18 protein-coding genes, 5 pseudogenes and 1 riboswitch are annotated in these 20,764 nt (G+C 68.1%); of the genes and pseudogenes, 9 read left to right on the top strand and 14 right to left on the bottom strand.

Annotated elements, in window-relative coordinates:
• The first annotated feature begins 232 nt into the window (after positions 1–232).
• Positions 233–790, top strand: a complete 558-nt coding sequence (locus HCN56_RS03075; RefSeq protein WP_167967891.1) for an Imm1 family immunity protein — start codon at positions 233–235, stop codon at positions 788–790.
• A gap of 172 nt (positions 791–962) precedes the next feature.
• On the opposite strand, the pseudogene HCN56_RS03070 reads toward HCN56_RS03075, so the two are convergent.
• Positions 963–1,199: pseudogene (locus HCN56_RS03070) on the bottom strand (site-specific integrase); the annotation flags it as partial.
• Between the two features lie 79 nt (positions 1,200–1,278).
• Here HCN56_RS03070 and HCN56_RS03065 point away from each other — a divergent pair.
• Positions 1,279–2,010 (top strand): polymorphic toxin-type HINT domain-containing protein, encoded by a 732-nt coding sequence (locus HCN56_RS03065; RefSeq protein WP_167967908.1) that lies wholly within the window; start codon positions 1,279–1,281, stop codon positions 2,008–2,010.
• A gap of 16 nt (positions 2,011–2,026) precedes the next feature.
• Positions 2,027–2,269: a hypothetical protein gene (locus tag HCN56_RS03060; protein ID WP_167967890.1), complete on the top strand. Its 243-nt coding sequence runs from the start codon at positions 2,027–2,029 to the stop codon at positions 2,267–2,269.
• Positions 2,270–2,330: 61 nt separating this feature from the next.
• Here the strand turns inward: HCN56_RS03060 and HCN56_RS03055 are convergent.
• A protein-coding gene (locus HCN56_RS03055; protein WP_312871017.1) for an IS5 family transposase occupies positions 2,331–3,139 on the bottom strand; the annotation gives its coding sequence in 2 pieces (ribosomal slippage) (positions 2,331–2,819 and positions 2,822–3,139; 807 coding nt in all).
• A gap of 104 nt (positions 3,140–3,243) precedes the next feature.
• Here HCN56_RS03055 and HCN56_RS03050 point away from each other — a divergent pair.
• Positions 3,244–3,594, top strand: a complete 351-nt coding sequence (locus HCN56_RS03050; protein WP_167967888.1) for a DUF7674 family protein — start codon at positions 3,244–3,246, stop codon at positions 3,592–3,594.
• Between the two features lie 145 nt (positions 3,595–3,739).
• On the opposite strand, the pseudogene HCN56_RS27550 reads toward HCN56_RS03050, so the two are convergent.
• Positions 3,740–3,973: pseudogene (locus HCN56_RS27550) on the bottom strand (site-specific integrase); the annotation flags it as partial.
• An 89-nt stretch (positions 3,974–4,062) separates the two neighbouring features.
• On the opposite strand from HCN56_RS27550, the pseudogene HCN56_RS27545 reads away from it, so the two are divergent.
• Positions 4,063–4,185 (top strand): annotated as a pseudogene (locus HCN56_RS27545) (intein-containing protein); the annotation flags it as partial.
• Positions 4,186–5,489: 1,304 nt separating this feature from the next.
• On the opposite strand, the pseudogene HCN56_RS26075 reads toward HCN56_RS27545, so the two are convergent.
• A pseudogene (locus tag HCN56_RS26075) lies at positions 5,490–5,609 on the bottom strand (IS5/IS1182 family transposase); the annotation flags it as partial.
• A 9-nt stretch (positions 5,610–5,618) separates the two neighbouring features.
• Complete coding sequence (locus HCN56_RS03035) at positions 5,619–5,795, bottom strand: hypothetical protein (RefSeq protein WP_167967885.1); 177 nt, start codon at positions 5,793–5,795, stop codon at positions 5,619–5,621.
• A gap of 1,748 nt (positions 5,796–7,543) precedes the next feature.
• Between HCN56_RS03035 and HCN56_RS27375 the strand changes: the two genes are divergently transcribed.
• From HCN56_RS27375 to HCN56_RS03020, 4 genes are all read left to right on the top strand, one after another.
• Positions 7,544–7,714 carry a DddA-like double-stranded DNA deaminase toxin gene (locus HCN56_RS27375; protein WP_167967884.1) on the top strand — a complete coding sequence of 57 codons (171 nt, stop codon included), beginning with the start codon at positions 7,544–7,546 and terminating at the stop codon, positions 7,712–7,714.
• Positions 7,715–7,770: 56 nt separating this feature from the next.
• Positions 7,771–8,325, top strand: coding sequence for an Imm1 family immunity protein (locus HCN56_RS03025; protein WP_167967883.1), 555 nt, complete (start codon positions 7,771–7,773; stop codon positions 8,323–8,325).
• A gap of 294 nt (positions 8,326–8,619) precedes the next feature.
• Complete coding sequence (locus HCN56_RS27370) at positions 8,620–8,898, top strand: ankyrin repeat domain-containing protein (RefSeq protein ID WP_338320204.1); 279 nt, start codon at positions 8,620–8,622, stop codon at positions 8,896–8,898.
• Between the two features lie 523 nt (positions 8,899–9,421).
• Positions 9,422–9,628 carry a hypothetical protein gene (locus HCN56_RS03020; RefSeq protein ID WP_167967882.1) on the top strand — a complete coding sequence of 69 codons (207 nt, stop codon included), beginning with the start codon at positions 9,422–9,424 and terminating at the stop codon, positions 9,626–9,628.
• 256 nt (positions 9,629–9,884) lie between these two features.
• On the opposite strand, the gene HCN56_RS03015 is transcribed toward HCN56_RS03020, so the two are convergent.
• From HCN56_RS03015 to HCN56_RS02975, 9 genes and pseudogenes are all read right to left on the bottom strand, one after another.
• Positions 9,885–12,023, bottom strand: a complete 2,139-nt coding sequence (locus tag HCN56_RS03015) for an FAD/NAD(P)-binding protein (RefSeq protein WP_167967881.1) — start codon at positions 12,021–12,023, stop codon at positions 9,885–9,887.
• A complete protein-coding gene (locus HCN56_RS03010) occupies positions 12,020–12,850 on the bottom strand; it encodes an ABC transporter ATP-binding protein (RefSeq protein ID WP_167932863.1) in 831 nt (276 codons plus the stop codon). Before HCN56_RS03010 ends, HCN56_RS03015 begins: the two co-directional genes overlap by 4 nt.
• Positions 12,847–14,052, bottom strand: a complete 1,206-nt coding sequence (locus HCN56_RS03005) for a FecCD family ABC transporter permease (RefSeq protein ID WP_245245858.1) — start codon at positions 14,050–14,052, stop codon at positions 12,847–12,849. Before HCN56_RS03005 ends, HCN56_RS03010 begins: the two co-directional genes overlap by 4 nt.
• 7 nt (positions 14,053–14,059) lie before the next feature.
• On the bottom strand, positions 14,060–15,172 hold the full coding sequence (locus HCN56_RS03000) for an ABC transporter substrate-binding protein (RefSeq protein WP_167967880.1): 1,113 nt from the start codon (positions 15,170–15,172) through the stop codon (positions 14,060–14,062).
• 151 nt (positions 15,173–15,323) lie between these two features.
• Entirely contained in the window at positions 15,324–16,559 is a 1,236-nt protein-coding gene (locus HCN56_RS02995; protein ID WP_167967879.1) for a peroxidase-related enzyme, read from the bottom strand.
• An 89-nt stretch (positions 16,560–16,648) separates the two neighbouring features.
• A riboswitch (SAM riboswitch) is annotated at positions 16,649–16,759 on the bottom strand.
• 216 nt (positions 16,760–16,975) lie between these two features.
• A complete protein-coding gene (locus HCN56_RS02990) occupies positions 16,976–17,782 on the bottom strand; it encodes an 8-oxoguanine DNA glycosylase OGG fold protein (RefSeq protein ID WP_167967878.1) in 807 nt (268 codons plus the stop codon).
• Positions 17,783–17,959: 177 nt separating this feature from the next.
• Entirely contained in the window at positions 17,960–18,739 is a 780-nt protein-coding gene (locus HCN56_RS02985; RefSeq protein WP_167967877.1) for a 4'-phosphopantetheinyl transferase family protein, read from the bottom strand.
• 7 nt (positions 18,740–18,746) lie between these two features.
• Complete coding sequence (locus HCN56_RS02980) at positions 18,747–20,306, bottom strand: MFS transporter (RefSeq protein WP_245245857.1); 1,560 nt, start codon at positions 20,304–20,306, stop codon at positions 18,747–18,749.
• A gap of 138 nt (positions 20,307–20,444) precedes the next feature.
• A pseudogene (locus HCN56_RS02975) lies at positions 20,445–20,764 on the bottom strand (hypothetical protein); the annotation flags it as partial.

The raw sequence follows: 20,764 nt of genomic DNA, 5'->3' as shown, positions 1-20,764 counted from the left end.
TCTCGTGGAGACCGAGGTTGGTTGGCTTCTGAGACAGGCTGGCATACCATCACTCGATGTCTCAATCAACCATTCTGGCGGACCGTGTTCGGGAAGGGTTTCGTGCTCGTCAGCGGTTCCGACGACCCTTCCCCAAGGTTAGAGCACGACAGTCTGGCCCAGAGGCCGCGGGTAGCATGCGTAGCGTCCCGCACCACGGCCGGGTGCGGCGATGATCAGAAAATTAGGGGCCGTGTTTCTGAGCGTATTCTTCAAGGGTGAGTGGCGCTACGCCGAGAGTCCGGTCGAGACGTCACGGGTCGTCGCCGAAGTCATTGAGGGCTTGCAAGGGGAAGAGGAAGCTGAGGGCTCCTACTGCCCCGGCGAAGATGCCTGGTTCTGTATTGCTGATCGACGGCATTGCGAAACCGACCCGGTGGCGGCGAGCAATCTGCGCGTGGCGATCAATCGACGCCATGGCTATGGGGCTCTAATCTGGTTCGTCGATGATGAATTCCATAGCAAGGGAAGGGTTTATGAATCTGTTTGGATTTCCGACAATCCCGAGCCTCTTGCTTTCGATCCGCGCGTTGTGTCGGTTCCTGGGTATCCGCTCTTCCATGACTCGGTCAGTACTCTGCCGGTATCCCGAATTCAGGCTGCGGTGGAGGAGTTCTGTCGACTGCGTTCGGGGAATCGACCTGAGTGCATCAGCTGGGTTGCCGGTCACATGAACGGGCAGCGCCTCGGCCGGCCGTCTATGGTCGAGGTCGTCGAGGATCCGGAAATTGAGTGGGACAGTCTCCGATAGCTGCGGCCCAGCTTGCCCGGTAGTGCGGCTGCGAGCTTGGTGCAGTCCTGGCCTTGCTCGGATGCCGTGAGCTGACGGCATCAGGGAATGTTTCTCCGGCAGATAGAAGCCACCTGTCATGGGGCCTGACAGGTGGCTTCTGGTGGTGTGACGGGAGTAGTTGACGGCAACGTCAGCGAACGAGAGCGGCACAGGGTGGCGCTTCGTCGCCGTCGCGCTTGGTCGCGTCGGTGATCGTGGGGCCGTCGAGTGCCGTGCTGAGGGTGCCGATGGCGTCGCGGTGAAGGCGGAGCCCCACGTAGGCGGTGGCGTTGACGCCGATGTGGGCGTGGCCGAGGAGTTCCTTGATCACGATGAGTTCGACTCCCTGCTCCAGCAGTGGGGTCGCGGTCGAGTGCCCGAGATCGTGAGGGACGCGATCTGGCGGCGGTGGCAGCTCGAATGACCCGCCTCCGTGCAACAGCCCGACGGACGGCTCCTCGAAACCGATCGAGGACGTCCAGGTCGGTGACCGCGTGCTGGCGACAGATCCCGAGACGGGCGAGACCCGAGCCGAGACCGTGACCGCCGAGATCCTCGGCAACGGCGAGAAGCTACTGGTCGACGTCACCGTCGAGACCGACGACGGTAACCGGGAAGTCATCACCGCCACCGGCGGCCACCCTTTCTGGGTCCCCGAACTCGACGCATGGACCGACGCCGAAGAACTCCAACCCGGCCAATGGCTCCGCACCAGCGCCGGCACCCACGTCCAGATCACCGCACTCACCCACCGCACCAACACCGGAACCGTTCACAACCTCACCGTCAACAACCTTCACACGTACTATGTGCTGGCAGGGGCTACGCCGGTCCTCGTTCACAATTCGAACTGTCCCACTATGGACTTGGATTTCGCTTCCGGCTCGGGCCGGAAGCTGGACCCCAAGGACAAGAGGGGCGAGTTTGAGATGGCTGGCAATGCACTCGCAAAGCACGCGGGGCGCAAAACGAACACCGGGCAGTGGCCCATCCCTTCCGGAAAGAAGAATCCGGCGGCTTGGAATGCGCTCGGGCGAGACGTGTTGGACGACATCTTGACTCGCCCTGGCTCTGTCACCACGCGGGAGTACGGCAGGATTGGTGGGGTCTGGCAGGACACCATCGATGTCCGTCTCCCCAATGGGGGCATAGGTGCCCGGTTCTCGGTGAGCGGAACATTCTCCGGGTTCCTGGACTGATCGAAGGGCGAGTGAGATGAGAGAAGTCTTCAACGGCAGCGAAATTGAAGTAATCGATTTTGACGATGTCACTTCAGGGGAGCATGTGATTGAGTTCCGAGATCCTGCTTGGAGTTCGAACGAAGCGGTCATTGCGATCTCAGTTCCGGACGGCAGATCATGGAGGGATGCGATTGTGAGTGTTAATCCTCATAGGGGTGACGTTCCGGTTTCTTTCGTGATTTGGGCAATCGGCGTTGCCGAGGAGAGGACGCACTGAAGATCGCGCAGAGGCCCGTTCCGGAGATTCTCCAGAACGGGCCTCTGAGCTCGTAACACGATCATGGTGTGGCCTTCTTCAGGCGTCTGAAGCAGATGAGTGAGCAGGCGAGGGAGACGAGTGCGTCGTGGAGGTCGAGTCGGCGTTCCCATCGGGTTGCCAGGCGCTTGAAGTGGTGGAGGAGGGCGAAGGTCTGCTCGACGACGTAGCGGAGCTTGCCCAGGCCGTGGATGTCTGCTTGGCCTTTGCGGGAGATGACCGGGAGGATGCGGCGTTTTCGCAGTTCGCGGCGGTTGGGGTTGCTGTCGTAGCCCTTGTCGCCGAGGAGCGTGTCGGGTCGTTTGCGGGGGCGGCCGGGTCGGCCGGCGACGGGTGGGATGCCGTCCACGAGGGCGAGGGTCTGGGTGACGTCGTTGACGTTGCCGCCGGTGGTGATCACCTTCAGTGGTGTGCCGTTCCCGTCGCAGATCAGGTGGTGTTTACTGCCCCTCTTCCCCCGGTCGACCGGCGACGGGCCGGTCCCGGCGCCCCCTTTTTCGCCCGGATGTGGGAGGCGTCCACGCAGGCCCGGGACCACTCCAGCTCGCCTGCGGCGTGCAGTTCGGCCAGCAGCAGGCGGTGCAGCTGGTCGAAGACCCCGGCCTCCTGCCACCGCCCCAGCCGCCGCCAGCACGTCTGCCCGGAACCGAAGCCCAGCTCAGGCGGCAGGTGATGCCACCGGATGTCGTTGTACAGCACGAACAAGATGCCCTGCAGGCACAGCCGGTCATCCAGCGGTCTCGGACCCGGCGACCGCTCCGGCCACCGCGGCAGCAACGGCTCTATCCGGGCCCACAGTTCATCCGACACGATCCACGGCTTGTCACCCACACCAACACGAACGGCCAAACCGCCACCCCGGTCACGCCCACCAGCCCCACACGACAAGATCGTGTTAAGAGCTCTAAGTCGGCTCTCGCAGCGAATTGATAGGGATGGATGAAAGTCAGTTCTTCCATGGCCTCCTTCAGGGCTTTCCGCAGCTCGAGGACTTGCATGCTCGGCATGTGGAATTCTATGAAGAGCGCCTTTCCCATGTTTTACTGGCAGGCGTCGTGCGATGGGCGGTGGGTTTGTTAAGCGAGGCTGGCCAGCGCTCGGCCGAGGAGATTACTGTGCTTCGGTTGACAAATTTCATCGAGCGTGCGTATGTGCAGGGTGATGACGAGGTCAAGGAATTGATCAGGTTCTCTTTCGTTGAAAACCTCCCGTATCTTGGCGAGGACGGGTACCGTATTTGCGAATGCCTGACGGGTAATCTCCTGAAGATGCTTATGGAGCGCTAAGATCTGCGTGTACCGTCTCACAAGGACCTGACTCATGGAAATCTCATCCTGTTCGAGTCAGATGTGCTAAGCAGAATGAAGCCTCGCCAGATGCGTCCTGGTGGGGCTTCTGCGTGGGGTGACAGCAGTAGTTGACGGCAACGTAGCGGACGACGGCGGCGCAGGGGGGCGGTTCGTCGCCGTCGCAGCGTGCTGCCTGGGTGTTCTCCGTGCTGCCGAGTTCGGCGCGGAGGGTGTCGACGACGTCGAGCTGGAGGCGGAGCCGGACGTAGGCGGTGGCGTTGACGCTGATGTGGGCGTGTCCGAGGAGTTCCTTGATGACGACGAGTTCGACTCCCTGCTCCAGCAGTAGGGTCGCGGTCGAGTGCCCGAGGTCGTGCGGGACGCGATCTGGCGGCGGTGGCAGCTCGAGTGGCCGGCCTCCCGTGCAACAGCTCGGTGGACCGCTCCTCAAAACCGTTCGAGGACGTCCAGATCACCGCACTCACCCATCGCACCACCACCGCAACCGTCCACAACCTCACCGTCAAGAACCTCCACACGTACTATGTGCTCGCAGGGGCTACGCCGGGCCTGGTTCACAACTGCAATGGCGTCTCTGTTTATAGGATGCCGAAGTTTGATGACATGGCGCATGCGTTGGAGCGTGGCCCCAATCCGGCATCGCTTCAATATAGCGATGCTTCGGTCTATCTCGGAAAAGCTTGGTGAAGGAGTACCAGAATCGCGGCTCCCATGCGAGTGGGTCAATTCGCTACGATATGCACGAGGACTTCCTCAAGGAATTCTCGGACACTGCATTCTGGTATGACCGTAAGGGGCCTGGAGTTCCGCGAGAATTGAGTTCGTGATCCCAGTAGGGCGACTTGATCGATTTAACGAGCTTACGCTCCGTAGGGTGTGGGAGCCCGGGAAGGGGCGACGGCATGGTACGGGTTGACGAAGAGCTGGAAGTGGTCGTGTCTGCGACTACGGCATGGGGGGTCAACGTGACCACTCGGGATGGAGTGGAGGGGTTTATCGACAACCTTAAGATTCCGTCATGGCTAGCTCGGGAGGAACTGCCAGTGAGCGGCACAACTCTGCTCGTTGTGGTTCTTGATGATGTCCGCAACCCGTTTAGAGGTAGCTTGCTCGATAAGGACATTCAGCTCGCTTGCAATGCGCGCAAGCGAACATAAGTGACTTTGGGTGCAAGTTCTTAGCGCAAATCTGAACCCCCGTCGAAAGGGTCCCGAGGGGGGTTCAGGAAGCTGTGAGGGAATTGACGGCAACACGGACGAATTGGCTAGGTACTTGGCTCGTCGGCGCGACTTGGGCATGACTCATGTCGACCGAAGGAAGCCAGGAACAACTGCCAGACGCGACGAGGAGTAGAGTGGATTCATGGGGTAGAGGTGTGACGGTCGTTCAAAATTCCTCGATGGTTCACGCTTATCATCAGTCGTTGAACGAGTTCAATAGCATCTTCAATAAGCTGAGGTGAGGCCGTATGTATAGGAGAGTTCGCCTCAGGCGTTCGGGTGAAAGTTACGTACTCAGCTTCACTCCGGCCCAATTCGAACTGGTCAGAAGGGTGCTTGTGGATCTCTATGGCGGCAGTCACTCTTCGGAAGTAGTGGCTGTCGTGGCGGGTGATGCGTCGGAGGGACTTCTCGAACTTAGGGAGCGAGAAGTGGACTTCAGTACGCGCTCGAACGTTGAGGTTGCGCTGAGTCACTCCGACCTTCGGGCGTTGTATGGGGCCCTGGCTTTCGCCTTCTTGAATCGTGCGTCGGAAGAGGCGTTTCACAACAGGTACGGCTTCTACAGCGAGAATGTCCAGGCTGTCGGGTGGGCAATCTGTGCGGCTGTTCATGGAATAGGGAGCTCGATGAAGTGATTTAGAAGTTGTCTCACGTGGTGAGTTTCGTGAGTTTCTTGTAGCAGGTCAGCGTGGCGGCCAGGCCGAGGAAGGCGAGGAAGTGGGAGCCCTTTCGCTCGTATCGGACGGTGAGCCGTCGGTAGCCGAAGAGCTCGGGATGTCACGTGTCGTGCAGAATATTGGGAGCGCTGGCGTACATCGAATCCGAGTCGCTGTCGATGGCCCCGGCGCTGCTTCCCGTGTCGGGGTAGTAATTGATTCTGGAAGTGAAGAGCGAGCCCTGACAAGCGTAGACGGCTATCTGTTGCCTTCGTGCGTAGTAGCAGATGATGTCCATCTCGGTAAATCTGATGAACTTGGACTGATTCTTTCGTCTTATGATCAGCCGCATGGTCGGCTTGCTGCGTCGTTCAAGCTCATCAAGCTGGCTTCGGAATTCGATCCTTTGGGGCGCGTGGCAACTCTTAGAGAGTTTCGAATGCGCATGGTCTGCGAGTGGCTCAGGTGGCTTGTCCCTGTGGCTTCTGTAGAGGCAGTCTCTGCTGCCTCTGATTACATGTCCGCACGGCTGAACGGAACTGCGACGGTGGGAGTCGATCACGCTTCAGCGGAGCTCGCTGCGGATGTAATTGCCCAGCTGCACGGTGATCGTTCGTAGGTGCTGCGCGCCTGGGGCTGTTTGAGGGTGAGTCATTTCGACGCTGGAGGCGGCTCATTGGTCGAAACTGAGCTTGGCGTTTACCCTGAGCGGGTTTGGTAGTTTTGATCGTTTTAGCGCGTTTGGCTGTCTTTTCGACGTGGTGACGTCTGGCGCGGTGCTTGTTCTTCGATCCGGTGGGTCGTCCTGGCCCTGGTCGTGAGGGTTTTGGTGCGGAGGGGGTCGCTACCATGCGGGATATGCTGAAACGATGTGCCTTATCCAGGCGGAGGCGGCCGAGGGCGGCCGAGGGTGCAGCCGGGATCCGAGGGGGGATCGTTCAAAGTGGGGTAAAGGTGCGGGGATTGAATTCGCCGCCCGGTGGCGCGCACGGCACGCCTGCCAGTGCATGTGCGTTGGTCTGTCAGCCCAGGCTGCGGCATCAGGGAATCAGTTTCGAAGGTGGTTGATGTGGCCAGAGAGCACCTCCAGGTCAATCGATTCGGGTTTGCCGAGTACGAAGACATGATTGAGCTCGCCCATGGAGTAGATGCTCCAAGGGTGGTGGGAGTGTTGAGTTCGATCGTGGAGTTGGTTCTCGCAGGGGAAGACGCCATGCTCGATTCGCTATCGGATGGTGCGCAAGCAGATTTCGTAGTCCCTCTAGGGATGTGTGCGAGGATGTTTTCGAGCTGTGATTATTCGCCACTGGAGCTGGTCTCTGCCGCCTGCACCGTGAGATATAGCGCTGAATCGCATATGTCTGAGTTCTCGGACAGCCTCGCGCGTATGTTGTCTCAGCTGCCACGCTGAGTTACATGAACCTGCGGCGTGGCGGCGTCATGTCGCGCTCACCTGTATGAGTCTCAGGCCCCAGGAGCCGGCATCCGCGAGGATCTCGACTGCCGGATCGCTCTCAGAAAACCTGACCTGCCCTAAGTGGCTGGCATTCGGCCTAGGAGCCCTGTCGCATCAGCGGCAGGGCCATCGCAGAGACCTATGAGTACCGTGTGGCTCTGAAAGCGATAGGTGGTGAAGTTCACATGGTCGATCCCGCAGAGTACGACAAGAATATTGCCTCGCATTCAAAAGCATTTACGTAAATTTGAATGCGCTTTCGGGAGGGTCCGCGAGGACCATAAGGGGCGCCCGGTCGGCGAAATCAGGCAGGCTCTCCTGGAAGAATTCAAGTTCGAGGATTTGGCCGCGTGGAGTGAAGTTGTAGATTACGCGGCTCGCCGCATTACCGAAGGGCAGCCGGATGAGGCGTAAGGCCACCCGCGCGTAGGCTGCATCGGCTTCGTGACGGCTCCCGCGTCCGGGCCAGAGGGGGCTGACGCCGCCCCCTTTCAACCGCACACCCGCCAGGCAGTGGGGTCAGCTCAGTTCCTCATGAATTCACCGGACATATCGAAGCCGGCGAGTGGGCCCATGTATCAATCACTCACGTGGAGACCGAGGTTGGTTGGCTTATTAGACAAGCTGGCGTAACATTACTCGATGTCTTAATCAACCATTCTGGCGGACCGTGTACGGGAAGGGTTTCGTGCTCGTCAGCGGTTCCGACGACCCTTCCCCAAGGTTCGAGCACGACAGTCTGGCCCAGAGGCCGCGGGTAGCATGCGTAGCGTCTCGTACCACGGCCGGGGCGGCGATGATCAGGAAATTAGGGGCCGTGTTTCTGAGTGTATTCTTCAAGGGTGAGTGGCGCTACGCCGAGAGTCCGGTCGAGACGTCACGGGTCGTCGCCGAAGTCATTGAGGGATTGCAAGGGGAAGAGGAAGCTGAGGGCTCCTACTGCCCCGGCGAAGATGCCTGGTTCTGTATTGCTGATCGACGGCATTGCGAAACCGACCCGGTGGCGGCGAGCAATCTGCGCGTGGCGATCAATCGACGCCATGGCTATGGGGCTCTAATCTGGTTCGTCGATGATGAATTCCATAGCAAGGGAAGGGTTTATGAATCTGTTTGGATTTCCGATAATCCCGAGCCTCTTGCTTTCGATCCGCGCGTTGTGTCGGATCCTGGGTATCCGCTCTTCCATGACTCGGCCAGTGCTCTGCCGGTATCCCGAATCCAGGCTGCGGTGGAGGAATTCTGTCGACTGCGTTCGGGGAATCGACCTGAGTGCATCAGCTGGGTTGTCGGTCACATGAACGGGCAGCGCCTCGACCGGCCGCCTATGGTCGAGGTCGTCGAGGATCCGGAAATCGAATGGGACAGCCTCTGACAGTTGAGTCGCACCGTGCCCGGACGAGCAACTAGCAGAAAAGGCAGGCATAGACAGAGGAACTTGCTTCCGATCTCCGTGGCTCGGGTCATGTCGGGCCGAGGTGGAACATTGTGGCTCCGGCGGTATCTGTTGATCGGAAAGATTCTTCCGTCTTGCGCGCGGGGGCCAGCGATGCAGAGCTCCAGGGAGCCGTAACGTGAAAGCGACTAGTGGTTAGGTCTCCTGATGGTTGAAATGTATGCTGCCCATCATGCCGTGGAGATGGAGGATCTTCGGCTTCTGCGCGACCTCTTGGACGGAGGAGCTGATATCCACCAGGAACGGAATGGGCTCACCCTGCTGCATCACGCAATTGACGTCGAAATTGATGGGCATGAGCAAAGCGGAGAACCACTTCATGTCGACGTGACGGCATATCTGCTAGCGCGTGGGGCAGATCCGAGGCGCCGCTCGGGTGGCGGAACTGGAATTTCAGCCGAGCATATGGCTCTGATGCGCGGACATTGGCTGGCTACCTGTCTTGTTGAGGAGTGGGTGAGAACTCACACTGAAGGAGAAGGTTGCCTCTGATGGCAACGCCAACGGCCACGCCAGTGGACGAAGCGGACCTCACCGAGATGGTTCGGTGGGAGCCTTGCCGTTCTGGTGCTGAGCCTCGTCCAATCCCGCTCGGTGGACTGGGCGGTTGGGCTCACAACGTGGTGAATTCCCTGGTAGACGGCTTCGCTACCAAGATTCCCTAGCCCCACCAGAGGCTTCACATGCCTGCCCCTCGGTGTTGATGTGTCCAGCTCCACCGTGCGCTTCCTCGCGCGCATCTGCGGCGGCGTCGCCCAGGCGCCGGCTCGCCGGTGGCGAAGACCCAGCACAGGTCGTCAGGCTCTCCGCCCGACGGAGGCCACCCGCGCCGGCTGCCGTGGTTGAGTTTGCCGTAGAGTCCGAGATTGGCCGGAGCGGCCCATGGCAGACGGAATGTGATTCAGGGGCGGTTCGAGCCGGCCACGGCGACTGCGGCAGTAAGCATGTCTTGTACCTCAGTGCGGTTGCCCGTACTTCGCCAAAGGGCCGGTTCGTGAATGAGAGGGGTAATTGAATGCATGTGGTGGACTGTGGGGAGCGAGTCGTCGTCACGATGCCCAGAGCGGAGTTCTTCCTGGTCGCATCGCTGATGATGGAGGCGCTTGAGACGGGCGATGATCGCGACTTTCAGACGCGCGTTGGGGCGACCAAGGACGAGGTGAGGGCTCTCTTGCTCAGCCTGCCGGATCTGCCTCTCAACGGCAGGAGCCAGCCGCTGTGATGTGCTCCCCACAGCAGGTGCTGGTCCCCGCCAGGTGGATGGGTGCTGCGAAGGTGGGCGACTCGTCCAAAGACGTTGTCGGCACGGCTTCGGTGGATCTGCCTCGGCAGTACGTTTCTGGGCGCCGGCTGGGCAGCCGTCGTCAGCCCTCTGGCGACCGCTGCCGATCTTGGGTGCGGCCGGTTGTGAGTGCGTGGTCGAGGCGGTCGTGGGCCGCCGGGGAGCCGAGCCGGTAGAGGCGCCGGTTCGACCGGTGTCACCGGGGCGCGGGGGCTGGGGCGGTGGGGGTTCGGGTGGCGGTGAGGATCTGGGCTGCGGCGTTGTCGGCGCCGGCGAGGAGGGGGGAGGGGACGCCGGGGGTGGCGCCGATGGCGGAGCCAGGTTGGACGGCCTCGGCGGGGATGCCGAGCACGATGACGGCCGGGTCCGGCGTGCCGTCGGCGGCGAGGAGGTGGAAGCCGTCCGGGGTGACGTCCAGCGTCCCGGTGGACACGGCGGGGCCGCGGTCGCTGGGGCGTGCGTGGAGCCGGGCCCGGCCGGTGCTCAGTAGGGCGCCGAGCAGCGGGTCGTCGGTGTCGGTGACGATCCCCTTCGACATGCGGGTCTCGACGAACGCCCGGGCGCGGACCGGCTGGTCGCGCGCGACGGCGGAGCGGCCGAGGAAGGCGCCGTCCTCCACCGTCACCGCGGTGTCCTCGCCGAGGAGTTCCAGCACGCCGGCGTCGATCAGCGCCAGCACTTCGGCGGTCCGGCGCGGCGGCGGGCCGGAGGCCAGGGCGAGACCCAGCCGATTGAACCAACCGTCGACGTCGCGGACCACGGACGCCCCGTCGAGCGACCCTGCGGTCGCCAGGCGCCGGACCGGGCCGCGCAGTGCGGCCATGGCGCGGTTGACGGTGTTGCGGGGTGACGTCAACGGGTTGTGGATGGAGTCGAGTTCGGCGTCGATGTGGTGGCGGACCGCTTGGTGCCAGCTCGCTGAGTCCACCGGCCCCGGGAGGTACGGGCGGTCCAGGCGGCTGACGGAGAGCGCCCACCGGCTGGGGTCCGACGTGACAGTGGCGGCCGGGGCGCCGGGGTGGCCGGTGGTGGCGGCTGTCGCACGGCCGGCAGCGCCCGGGGACGGCCGGGCCGGTGCGAGGGCGTCGGCGATCACCGCGTCGATCGCCGCGTCGTCGAAGGCGCCGCGCAGCGCGGCCAGCAGGTCGTCGGCCCCGACCCCCGGGCGGAGCGCCTCGGGGTGGTGGGCGAGCAGGGTGGAGAGGTGGGCCCAGGCGAACTCCCGCGCCAGCTGCGGCCACACGTCGCGTCGGAAGTCCTGCCCGCGGCCGGCGGCGCGCTCGGCGAACCACGCGGGTATGGCGAGCGCCGGCTCGTACCGGGGCGGGAACCCGTCCGGGTAGTCGGCCTTGGCCCGGTAGGGCAGGCCGCGGCGTGATCCGGCGACCAGCCGGGGCTCGCGCCCGCTCGGCAGGTACCGCAGCCGTGCGGGACGGTCCCCGTCGCCGGCGGGGGTGAACCGGCCGCCGCGGCCCTCCGTGAGCAGCGCGACGACGTCGAAGAAGTTGGCCCCGAGCCCCGCCACCAGCACGGTCTCGCCGGCGGGGACCCGCGCCCAGTCGCGTTCGGCGGGCATGCCGGGCTCGACGTACACCAGGTCGTGGTCGGCCGCCGCGCGCACGAAGGCGGCGACGCGCGGGGAGCGCTTCGCCTGGACCATGCCCTGGGCGAGGACGACGCGGCGGCCGGTGTAGCTGCGGCCGTCACGGAGGTGGACGGTACGGCCGTCGGGCGTCGGGGAGAGGTCGGTGACGCTGCCGAGGACCCGGGTCACCGTGACGCGGCCGGTGGCCTCCGCACGGGCCAACTGCTCACGGTAGTAGACGCCTTGGAGGCGTCTGGTCGGGAACGACCAAGGCCGCAGCTCGCTCGCCTCCTGCGCCACCCACGCCGGGCGGTCCGGCGGTGGTTCGCTGTCGCGCGCCCAGGTGATGAGGTCGGGGCCGGGGACGACCGGTCCGGACATGCGGGTCGAGGCGTCGGCGTGGATGGTGGTGTGGGCGCTGTAGGTGTTGTTGAGCAGCAGCGGGGACTGATCGGTGCGCCAGGTGGCCCCGGCGCCGACCTCCACCGCGTCGATGACGGCGACGCGGACGGGCGGTGCGGCGTCGGCCCGGCGGGCGGCCAGGCGTTCGACGACGGCGACGGCCCGGGGTCCGCCGCCGACGAGGACGGCGTCGTAGACCGGGCCGGAATCGGACGGGGGTTGCGGAGCCGGTGGGGTCGGCGCGTCGGTGGCGGTGGCGGTGGCGCGGCCGACGGACGCGGCACCACCGACATCGGCGCCACCGGCAGCAGCGGACGTACCAGGGGCCGCGGCGGCCGGGGTGGTCATCGGGCGGCCACCGCCGTCCGGGCGCCGGCTGCCGCGGGGGCGCCGATGACACCCGGCGCCGGTTCCAGCGCGGACGGCCGCACCTCGACACCGTTCTCACCGTGGTTGACCAGCACGTCGAGGCCGTAGACGCGGCTGAGGACGGCCGGGTCGTACGCCTCGGCGGGCGGCCCGTCCGCGACGATCCGGCCGCCGTCGAGCAGCACGATCTGGTCGCAGAAGTGCGCCGCGTGGTTGAGGTCGTGGATCGCGATGAGGGCGGTGACGCCCTCCTCGCGGGTCACCGACCGCACGATCTGCAGCGTCTCGATCTGGTACCGCAGGTCGAGGGCGGAGGTCGGTTCGTCGAGGAGCAGCACCCGGGGTTGTTGCGCCAACGCCCGGGCGATGAGGACGCGTTGCGCCTGTCCGCCGGAGAGCTGGGAGAGCGGCCGGTCGCGGAGGTCGGTGAGGCCGAGCCGGTCGACGGCGTCGTCCACCACCTCGCGGTCGTGGCGGGTGGGCCGCAGCCCGATGTGCGGGGTGCGGCCGAGCAGCACCGCTTCGCGCACCGTCTGTTCGAACGGTGCGGCGCCGGACTGCGGCACGTAGGCGACGACGCGGGCGTGGTCGCGGCGCGGTGCGGCGAGCAGGTCCTGCCCGGCGAAGGCGACGGTGCCGTCGGCGGGCTTGAGCACCCGCGCGATGATTTTGGTGAGGGTGGACTTGCCGGAGCCGTTGGGGCCGAGCAGCGCGCAGAAGCCGCCCTCGGCGACGCTGAGATCGACCCCTTGCAGAACGGTGTTGCGCCGGTACGCGAACCGGACCGACGCGATGTCGAGGCTCACTGGGCGGCCCTCCGGGTCAGGATGAGGTTGATGAAGATCGGCGCGCCGATGAAGGCGACGACGATGCCGACCGGGATCACCGAGGGTGCCAGGATCGTCCGGCCGATGGTGTCGGCGACGACCAGCAGCAGTCCGCCGGTGAGGAACGAGAACGGCAGCAGGTAGCGGTGGTCGGCGCCGATGGCCAGCCGGGCGATGTGCGGGCCGACGAGCCCGACGAAGCCGATGACTCCGCAGAACGACACCACGACCGCCGCCAGGACGACGGAGACGATGATGAGGCCGACGCGGACGGTGGTGACGTTGACGCCGAGGCTCTTCGCCGCGTCGTCCCCGGCGAAGGCGATGGCGTTGAGGTCCCGGGCGAACCAGAGCAGCAGCGGCAGCGCCAGGACGGCGCACGCGCCGACGACCATGACGTCGTTCCAGTTGGCGTCGTTGACCGAGCCGAAGGTCCACCGCACGATCGCCTGGAGGGTGTTCTCGTCCGCCACGAACTGCAGCGCGGCGGTCATCGCCTCGAAGAGCTGGGTGAGGGCGATGCCGAGCAGCAGCAGCGTCGCCGCCGACATGGCCTTGGCCGAGGCCAGGCCGAGCACCACGGCGGAGACGGCGAGGGCGGCGCCGAGCGCGCTGCCGATGACGAGCCAGGAGCCGGAGCCGGCGGAGCCGCCGGTCAGCAGGATGGCCAGCGCGGCGCCGAAGGCGGCAGCCGGGGAGACGCCGAGGGTGAACGGGCTGACCAGCGGGTTCCGCAGCAGCCCCTGCATGACGACACCGGCCAGCGACAGGGCGGCGCCGGCGGCGAAGGCCAGCAGCACCCGGGGCAGCCGCAGGTTGGTGATGATCGAGTAGGTCTGGGCGAAGTCCGCGGGGAGCGTGCCGCCGAGGACGGCGAGGCGGATCGACCGCCAGACGTCGAGGAACCCGGCGTTGCTGGTTCCCGCGGTGACGCACCAGGCGGTGACGAGGACGGCGACGGCGGTGCCGGTCCACAGCACCGCGGTGCGGCCCGCCCACGCGGCGCGGGGCCGCGCGGCGGGGTGGTCGTCCGTGGGGCGGTCGCCGGCGGGGCGGTCGCCGCCCCCGCCTCCCCCGGGCCCGGTGGGGGCTCCGGGGGAGGCGGGCGCGACGTCGGTCTGCGGGGGCGCCCCCGCGCGGGGGGAGCCGACGGTGTCGGCGGAGTCGAGCGGGGTGGCCATGGCGTGTTCAGCCCACCTTCTGGATGTAGGCGTCGGAGCCGGGGAAGTCCGCGCCCTGGAAGTCCTCGGCCCAGCGGGTCAGGTAGTCGCCGGGGTCGACGTCGGAGAACTCCTCGGGGTGCAGCCAGGTCGCCAGGTACAGCGCGCCCAGCGCCTTCGACAGGCCGCTGGTGGCCCAGCCGTTGGAGACGTACACCCGGTCGTCGGCGACGGCGGAGACACCGTTCCACCCGGCGCGGCCGGTGAGTTCGTCGGCGAGGGTGTCGAACCGGTCCTGGCCGGTGGGTTCGGCCGACGGGCCGAACTCGTGGACCACGACCTCGGGGTCGCGCTCCAGGATCGCGGCCGGGTCGACCGTGGTCTCGGCCTGCTGGTCGCCGCTGATGTCGAGGTCGCCGAAGACGTTCTCGCCGCCGGCGGCGACGATGATCTGGTCGAACCCGGAGCCGGGCAGCCCGGTGAGGTAGGGCTCCTCCGTCTCCCAGTAGACGCGGACCGGCTCGGTGTCGGCGACGCGTTCGCTGATGAGGTCGAAGATCTCGTCGTAGAACCCGGAAACCTGGGCGGCGCCCTCCGGTTCGGCGAAGACCTCGCCCAGCAGGTCGACGGTCTCGTGGAAGACGTCGAAGTCCCAGGCGGTGGCGACGACGACGGGGATGTCGAAGGACTCCAGCTGCTTCGCGGCCTCCTGCCAGGCCCCGTTGCGGGGAATGATGAAGACGTCCGGGTCGAGCGCGACGACCGACTCGTAGTTGATCTCCTGGAGGTTCTCGCTGACGATCTCGTCGTCGCCGATGCCCAGGTAGGGCAGCCGGGAGGCGGAGACGCGGTCGTAGCCGACGACGCGGTCGCCGGCGCCGATGGCCTGCGCGAACTCGTTGCCGTAGCTGTTGAGGACGACCGCCCGCTCGGCGGGGCCATCCAGCTCGACGGTGCGGCCGGCGTCGTCCACGACGGTGAGCGTGCCGTCGCCGTCGCCGGTCGCGGCGGTGTCCGAGGACGCGGTGTCCGAGCCGCCGTCCCCGGTGTCCTCGGGGGTGACGGTGCCGCAGCCCGCGACGCCGAGCACGACGGCGGTGGCGGCGGCGAACGCGTAGGCGCGGGGCAGGCGGTGTCTCATGACGGTTCCGTTCTCGGGGTGCTGCTGGGGTCGGAGGGGTGTGGGGTGGTGGTGCCGGTGGTGCGCGAGGGGCTGGTGGGGTCCGGCCCCCGGTCCGGGGCAGGGCGCCGGACCGTGTCGGCGGGCGGGGGCGCCGGTCGGGGAGGGTCGGTCAGGGCGCGGTGGGGGCGGTGCCGGGCCAGAAGGGGTCGCCGAGGCTGAGCATCAGGCGGTTCGCCCAGGAGAAGAACGCGACGGCGGCGACCAGGTCGGTCAGTTCGGCGTCGCTCAGCCCCTCGGCCCGCAGCCGGTCCACCTGGGTGGTGGTCGCGGTGACGGGGGTGGTGGCGAGCGCCGCGGAGAACTCGACGATCGCCGCCCAGCGACTGTCCTGGCCGGCGGCGAGCGGAGTCGTCGCCACCGGCAGCCAGTCCGCGTCGCGGTCGAGGGTGACGGCGAGGAGCCGGTCGACGTCCTCGGGTCGCTTCGACAACTGCGCCGACTTCCGTGCGTGGACCGAGGCGCAGTAGACGCAGTCGGTGACCTTGCTGGTGGCCGCCGCGGCCAACTCCCGTTCGGCGCGGGGCAGTCCCTCGCGCGTCGCGAAGATCGCGGCGTCCAGCACAGTGCGCGCCTTCAGCACGGCCGGCAGCCGGCTCAGCAGCCGGAAGTACTCGCCGTTGGTCTTCCCGAGGAAGGCGTCCTCCTGCTCGGGGGTGAGCTCCTCCACCGGGACCGGCGGCAACCACGCGGTCCAGGAGAGCAGTTCGCGGGTGTACTCCACCGGGCGGTCACCGCCGTTGGCGGCGGTCCGGGCGGCGCTCTTGGTGCGCCCCCGCCCGACGGTGGGGCGGGCCGGTGCCGGTTCGGTGGTGGGCGCGTCGCCCTGGAGGAGGCGCAGCCCCTGGACGGCGCGGGACTGGAAGGCGGTGAACGCGGCGACCTGCGAGAGGGTGACCACCGCGTCGGTGGACCAGCCGGCCTCGACCAGCCGGTACAGGTCCTCGCGGCCGGCGAGCGCGGGGGAGACCGTGATCAGCTCGATGTGCTCGACGGCGGCGCGCAGCGCCCGGTCCTCCGGCAGTTCCTCGCCCAGCAGCCGCTCGTCGGCGCCGTGTTCGACGTGGTGGCGGACGAGGGCCTCCGCGCCGTGGCGGCGCGCGGCGAGGGCGGCCAAGCCGCGGCGGGTCGCCTCCGTGACGGGCGCGTCGCCGAGGAACAGGGCGTCGCCGGCGGCCTGGCCGCGTTCGATGACGGCGGGCTTGGTGGCGCGGGCCTTCGCGACGGCCTCGCCGAGGCCGGCCAGCCGGCCGATGTCGTCGGCGGTCGCGGCTGCGGGATCGGCAGGGGCTGCCGGGTGGGTGGGCGCTGCGGCAGCGGCCGGGGCGATGTCGGGTGTGGTGCTCATGCGTTCCGCCTCGTCGGTGTGGGCACGGTATGGCCGAGGCGGAGGGCAGGCGGGCACAACTCACCCCTGGTGGGGGCGACTTCTCGCGAAGAGCACGCTTGCCGCTTCACCGCGGCCCGGTCGTGTCTCCCGGGGGCACCCCAACCGTGCAGGAGGGTTGCCGGCCAGCTAGCCGGGTCTTCGCGCTGGCACTCTTGACCTGGCCGTCAAGCTAGCCGACGGGGAACACCGAACGAAAGACCACGTCCGTCATTCGGGACGATTCATCTCGCTCAGTGGGACACGTGCGGGTGTGAGTGATGGCGCACGCTTCTGACCTGCGGAAACGTGTGGCGACGTGACGCAGGCGACATAGCGGTACTGGCCAACGGCATCCGTGTGGCGACCCGGTGCCCATCGGGTCGCCACACGAGTCGCTACGGCGCCGGTGCGGACGACCCGTCCCAGCCGCCCGCGAAGATCGCCAGTTCCAGCAGGTCAGGCTCGGACGGCCAGCCGAATCCCTCGGCCGTCAGCACGTCCGTCCCCCGTCGCAGCCACGCCAGGAAGACGCCGTACCGATGGGACGTCCACCCGTCGTCTCGCCAGACGAACGCCGCGGTGGACGCAGCGTTGGCGACCCCGGCCGCCTCGCCGACGGCCGTGGCGTGCTCCCGGGCCGTCGCCGCCAGCACGCTGTCCAGGATCAGTGGCCGCTCCGGCGCCTCGACGGCCGCGCCCGCGAAGTACAGGAACTTGGTGAAGAACGCCGGCCCGTAGTGACGCACCGGTTCCAACACCTCGTAGGCGTCGGCCACCTCGCCGGCCCGCAGCGAGGCGACGGCCTTCTCCAGCGCCTCGGCCACACCGGGCTGCGCGAGGACCCGCTCGGTCCGGAACCGCCCGAACCCGGTCCCGCCGTAGCCCCAGACGTGCGCGGCGACCAGCGCTGCGCGCCAGTCGCCGTGGGACGCCGCCTCCCGGGCGACGGCCACCACCTCCGCGCGGCTGACCTCGCGCCGCCCCGCCTCGCCGCGGTCGCCGAGCGCCTCCGGCCAGGGCTCGACCCTGGCCCAGGCGCCGGGCCGGTAGGAGACCGCGTGTGCGCCCACCCCCGCGGCGTACCGACCGCCGCGGTCGGGGTCGAGGAACCACGCGGTCAGCGACGCGACGCCGTGGGGAGAGACCGGCTGCGCCAGCATCACCTCGTCGAGCCGGTCCGCATCACCCTGATCGAATCCCACGCCTACCCCCAACAGTTCATCGGTGAGGTGCCGATGGTGGCACGCCCCGCCGGGTCGCGGAGGGCGTTCGCGGCGCGTGGCCGTCGCGGACCCGCCCCCGCCCGGCGGACCCGCACTGCGGACCCGGCCTGCCGAGCGGGCACGCGGTGCGGCCCCGGGCGGGCCCACCGGCCCGCATCACCCCGGCGCGGCTCCGGTCCGCAGCGCCACCGCGGCGTGGTGGTCGCCGGGCACGGCCACCGGGGCGACCGTCCACCCCGGCAGCGGGGCCGGGACCGCCCCGCTGCCCACGTAGTGACCGGCCGGGTTGTCGGCGAGCCCGATGCCGATGCCCTTGAGGTACGCCTCCTTCCGGGTCCAGACGCGGGCGAAGGCGTGGCGCCGCTCCAGCGGGCCGAGGAAGGCCAGTTCGGCCGCCTCCCTCGGGTGCAGCACCTCGGCGGCCTCCGCGACGGTCCGCGCCCCGGGGAGCGCCTCGATGTCGACGCCGACCGGTGCCGCAGCGAACGCCAGCAGGCTCAACTCCCCGCAGTGCGAGAGCGAGAAGTGCAGCGGCGGGTCGGCCGCCACCACCGGTCTGCCGTGCGGCAGCCCGCAACCCGGGCACGGCGCACGGGAGATGGTGACGGCGGACGGCCCCTGCCGGAGGTAGCCGGCCAGCAGCCGCCGCAGCGCCACGTGCGACGCGAGGTAGCCGTCCCGGTCGCCGCGGTGGAGGAACTCCGCCGCGCGCGCCTGCTCCTGGGTGTCGAGCACCGCCGGGGCCTGCGCGCCGGCGGTCGCGCGGTGCGCGGCGGTGTCGACGAGCCAGAGGTCGGCGCACCCCTCGCCGGGCAGCCCGGCGGCGGGCACCGGCCCCCGCCCCGGCAGCAGCAGGGCGGGTTCGGCCGGTCCGGAGCCGAGCGGCTCCGCGGTGGTGCGGCGGACGGGAGGGACGGGGGACAGGGTCGTGCTCATGGCCACCTCACACGGATGTCGGGGCGGGTCGGGGGACGTCGGCCCGCGCGGCGGAGGCCGCGAGGGCTGGGGAGTGGTTCACCTCCGCGGTGTGCGCGTCGTGCGCGACGCCGACGGGGAGCCCGTCGGTGAGGGGAGCGGTGCCGCGGTCGGCTGCCGTGCCCACCGCGGCCGGGAACCGCTCGGGGCGCTCGACCGGCAGCTCGGACCGCGTCTGGGCAGAGGCGGCGGTACGGGGGGCCGGCACGGCCGCAGCGGGCCGTCCGTCCCGGTCGCCGTCCCGGTCGCCATCGCCGCCGTCGCCGGTGGCCGGGGGTGCGTCGGCCACCTCCGGCTCCTGGCGGCCCGGTTCCGGCTTGCGCAGCGCCACGAAGGCGGCCACCGGTGAGACGAAGGCGATGAGTCCGCACAGCACCCAGGTGGCGGAGACGCCGAACAGCAGGGAGAGGCTGGAGAACAGCGCGATCGACACGGGCGCGGTGCCGATGCCGGCCAGCGCCAGGGTCGACATCGCGGCGCCCATCCGGTCCGGCGGTGCGGCCTGCTGGTAGACGGTGACGATCGCGGGACCGTTGAACCCGGAGAGCAGACCGACCAGGCAGGCGACGATCCCGAGGCCGACCGCGGACGGCAGCAGCGCCATGGTGAGGATGCCGGCGGCGATGCCGGTGCCGGTGACCACCAGGCGGGCGAAGAGCGGCACCCGGTGGGCCAGGACGACGCCCAGTGCGCTGGCGACGAGGGCGCCGGCACCGAAGGCGGCGATCACGGCGCCGACCACCGAGACGTTCCAGCCGCGCTCCGAGACGAGCAGCGGGAGCGCCACCTCCAACGGCCAGTTGAACGCGAGGTCCAGGGTGAACGCGGCGACGAACATCCAGCGCAGCCGGGGCAGTCGGACCAGCAGCCGGATGCCGTCGGCGGAACGGCGCACCATCGACTCGTCGGCGTCGCGGTCCGGGCGCTCCAGCCCGCGGGTCACGTACAGCAGGCAGAGCAGCCAGGCGGTGCAGGTGCCCGCGGTGACGAGCAGGGCGTGCCCGAGGTGACCGGTGGCGATCAGCAGCGCGCCCAGCGGGGCACCGGCGATCGGCGCCAGCCGGACCACCATCGCGTAGAGGGAGTTGGCGCGGGCCAGGTGCTCCTTCTTCGCGAAGTGCGGCATCAGCGAGGACGAGGCGGGGCCGCCGAGTCCGAGGAGGCTGCCCTCCAGGATGGCGATGACGACCAGCGGCCACAGCGCGTCGACGGAGAACACCAGCAGCGCGCCGGCGAACAGGACGACCGCGCGGGCGGCGGTGGTGCGCAGCAGCACGAACCGGGGGCCGAGCATGTCGGCGACCGCGCCGCCGAAGATCAGCATCAGCGCGCGGGGCAGGGACGACGCCAGTAGCACGGCGCTGACGCCGGCGGTGCCGCCCAGCTGCACGGCGGTCCAGGTCATGGCGATGATGAGGATGAAGCTGCCGCCCTGGGCGAGGGCCTGGCCGCCGACGAGGAAGCCGACGCGGTCCCACTGGACCATCGGGGGCGCGGCGGGCTCCGCCGGTTCGGAAGAAGGACGCATCGGGTTGCCTGTTCTCTCGGGTGCGGACGGTGGGGCTCGGGTGCCGGTCGGACGAGGACCGGTGCGGGGAGGTGCAGTCGGTGCGGGGGCGGTGGAGCGTGGTGCCGGGCGGGGCAGTCGGAGCGGGGGTCTGCTCGATCAGCGGGGTGGTCGGACGCGGAGGCGTACCTCACGCGCCGCGCCGGCGGCGGTCGCGGCGGCCACCGCCAGGGCGGCGGCCCGCTGTTCGGCCCGGGCGAGGCTCCGACCGCCGGCACCGGGCGCGGGGGCCGGTACGACGGCGATGTCGAGGACCCCGCCGTGCGCGCCGTGGCCCGCCGTGGCCAGCGCACGGGCGGCGGCCCGGGTGGTGTCGGTGCCGCGTGGCGGCCGGACGGTCAGCATCGGCAGGTCGGAGGGGGTGAAGCGGGCGATGACGACCGTCGCCGCCGGGTGGGCCGGGGAACAGCCCCGGCCGG

This window comes from Streptomyces lonarensis (assembly GCF_012033735.1).
Lineage (GTDB): Bacteria > Actinomycetota > Actinomycetes > Streptomycetales > Streptomycetaceae > Streptomyces > Streptomyces lonarensis.
This window is presented reverse-complemented; position numbering and strand designations above follow the sequence as displayed.

Coding starts and splice junctions, on each gene's coding strand:
- HCN56_RS02985 (WP_167967877.1), bottom strand. CDS start 18,739: ATGAGCACGACCCTGTCCCCCGTCCCTCCCGTCCGCCGCACCACCGCG.
- HCN56_RS03020 (WP_167967882.1), top strand. CDS start 9,422: ATGCATGTGGTGGACTGTGGGGAGCGAGTCGTCGTCACGATGCCCAGA.
- HCN56_RS03015 (WP_167967881.1), bottom strand. CDS start 12,023: ATGACCACCCCGGCCGCCGCGGCCCCTGGTACGTCCGCTGCTGCCGGT.
- HCN56_RS03050 (WP_167967888.1), top strand. CDS start 3,244: ATGGATGAAAGTCAGTTCTTCCATGGCCTCCTTCAGGGCTTTCCGCAG.
- HCN56_RS02980 (WP_245245857.1), bottom strand. CDS start 20,306: ATGCGTCCTTCTTCCGAACCGGCGGAGCCCGCCGCGCCCCCGATGGTC.
- HCN56_RS02995 (WP_167967879.1), bottom strand. CDS start 16,559: ATGAGCACCACACCCGACATCGCCCCGGCCGCTGCCGCAGCGCCCACC.
- HCN56_RS03005 (WP_245245858.1), bottom strand. CDS start 14,052: ATGGCCACCCCGCTCGACTCCGCCGACACCGTCGGCTCCCCCCGCGCG.
- HCN56_RS03060 (WP_167967890.1), top strand. CDS start 2,027: ATGAGAGAAGTCTTCAACGGCAGCGAAATTGAAGTAATCGATTTTGAC.
- HCN56_RS03000 (WP_167967880.1), bottom strand. CDS start 15,172: ATGAGACACCGCCTGCCCCGCGCCTACGCGTTCGCCGCCGCCACCGCC.
- HCN56_RS03035 (WP_167967885.1), bottom strand. CDS start 5,795: ATGGACATCATCTGCTACTACGCACGAAGGCAACAGATAGCCGTCTAC.